Source organism: Tissierella sp. (assembly GCF_052089545.1).
In the GTDB taxonomy this organism is placed as follows: Bacteria; Bacillota; Clostridia; order Tissierellales; family Tissierellaceae; genus Tissierella_A.
Map to the genome: position 1 here is coordinate 40,851 of NZ_JBQDAA010000002.1, position 1,987 is coordinate 42,837.

The window sequence follows — 1,987 nt, forward strand, 5'->3', positions numbered from 1 at the left end:
ATTAAAGTAAAATATAAAGGTATTAATAATAGTAACTATGGAAAAGCTATCCTATAAAGATAATTAGTAAATATAGGAGGAAGACCATGACTTATAAATCTCAAATTGGAGTAAGTACTATAAGAGAAGAAGCGTGGGATAAGGTTACAGGAAGTGCAAAATACACTGGTGATATTCACTTTAATGAAAGCTTGCACGCTAGAATACTTACATCCACACATGCTCATGCAATTATAAAAAACATAGATACATCTAAAGCTAAAGCCTCTAAAGGTGTTAAAGCAGTAATAACTGGAGAGTATTTTCCAACACTTGTAGGATCAATGATAAGCGATAGACCACCTATAGCAAGGGGTAAGGTAAGATACTTTGGTGAACCTGTAGCCTTAGTTGTGGCAAACAAGGAAGATGAAGCTGCAGCTGCTGTAAATCTTATAGAAGTAGAATATGAACCTCTTCCACTAGTAAGTTCTATCAAAGATGCACTAGACATGGATGCTACATTAGTACATAAAGATTTAGGACGATATCATTATCTAAGTCCTGAAGTAATACCTGTAGCAGATTCTAATATTTCAAATCGTATAAAGATTAGAAAAGGAAATATGGAATATGGATGGAAAGAAAGTGATCTTACTGTAGAATATGAGTTCACTATGCCTCAAGCTGATCATATAGCTATGGAAACTAGAAATACTAAGGCACAAATAACTTCAGACGGAACAGTCAATATATATACATCAACCCAGTCACCTTTTGGAGTGAAGGAAGAACTGAGTGAAGCATATAGTATTTCTGAAGGTAAAATAGTTGTTCATACACCCTTAGTAGGAGGAGCTTTTGGCGGGAAAACTTCAGCCACTATAGAATTTTTAGCCTATTTAGCAAGTCATGCAGTAGATGGAAAGATGGTTACAATAGCAAATACTAGAGAAGAAGATATAAGTACTGCTCCTTCCAAATTAGGAGTAGAAGGAAAAATAAAACTAGGAGCTAGAAGGGATGGGAGAATAACTGCTTTAGAATGCATTTATCTTGTAGATTGTGGCGCCTATGCAAATACAGGTCCTAATATGGCTAGAGCAGTTGCAACAGATTGTTCAGGACCTTATAATATTAAAAACATAGATTGTGATAGTTTTTCTATATATACAAACCATACTTATGCCACTTCCTATCGAGGCTTTGGACATGGGGTAAGTACTTTTGGTATGGAAGTGGCTATCAATAAATTAGCTAGGGAATTGAAAATGGATCCTTTGGAATTAAGAAGAAAAAATGCTTTAAAAGAAGGAGACTTTTCACCAACACAAAGCAAAATAACAATGAGCAATACAGGTGATTTAGAAAAATGTATATCAAGCTTAAAAGGCTTAATGAATTGGGATAAAGGAAATAGAATAAAAACAGATAAAGGAACTATAATATCAAAGGGGATAAGCTGCTTTTGGAAGACATCAAGTAGTCCTTCAAATGCAACTTCAGGTGTGCTGTTAACTTGTAACAAAGATGGAACTATAAATGCAAACTTTGGAGCTACAGAAATAGGACCTGGAATGAAAACAGCAATAGGTCAAATTATAGCGGAAAAGTTAGGGATGAGTATAGATGACATCTATATTTATATGGATGTAAACACACGGATAACTCCAAAACACTGGAAAACTGTAGCAAGTATGACAACCTTTATGGTTGGTAATGCTGCTGTTGATGCAGCAGAGGATTTGATTACACAAATAAAAGAAGTAGCAGCTATAGCTCTTAGATGTACACCAAATGATTTAGATATAGAAAATAAAAGAGTGTTTTTAAAAGATGATAGGACTATATTCTTAGAATTTAAAGATATAGTACATGGTTATCAATATAAAAATAGTTCATCTATAGGTAGAGAATTGATAGGAAGAGGAAACTATATTGTAAAAGGTTTATTACCCTTAGATAAAGATACAGGCAAAGGAAAGTCTGGAGCTTCTTGGACAGTAGG

General features: G+C 34.1%; 1 protein-coding gene. It reads left to right on the forward strand.

Features of this window, described 5'->3' with window-relative positions:
* Positions 1 to 86 precede the first annotated feature (86 nt).
* Positions 87 to 1,987, forward strand: a 1,901-nt coding sequence (locus ACTHW2_RS00530; RefSeq protein WP_442261757.1) for a xanthine dehydrogenase family protein molybdopterin-binding subunit, incomplete at its 3' end; no start/stop codon positions are given.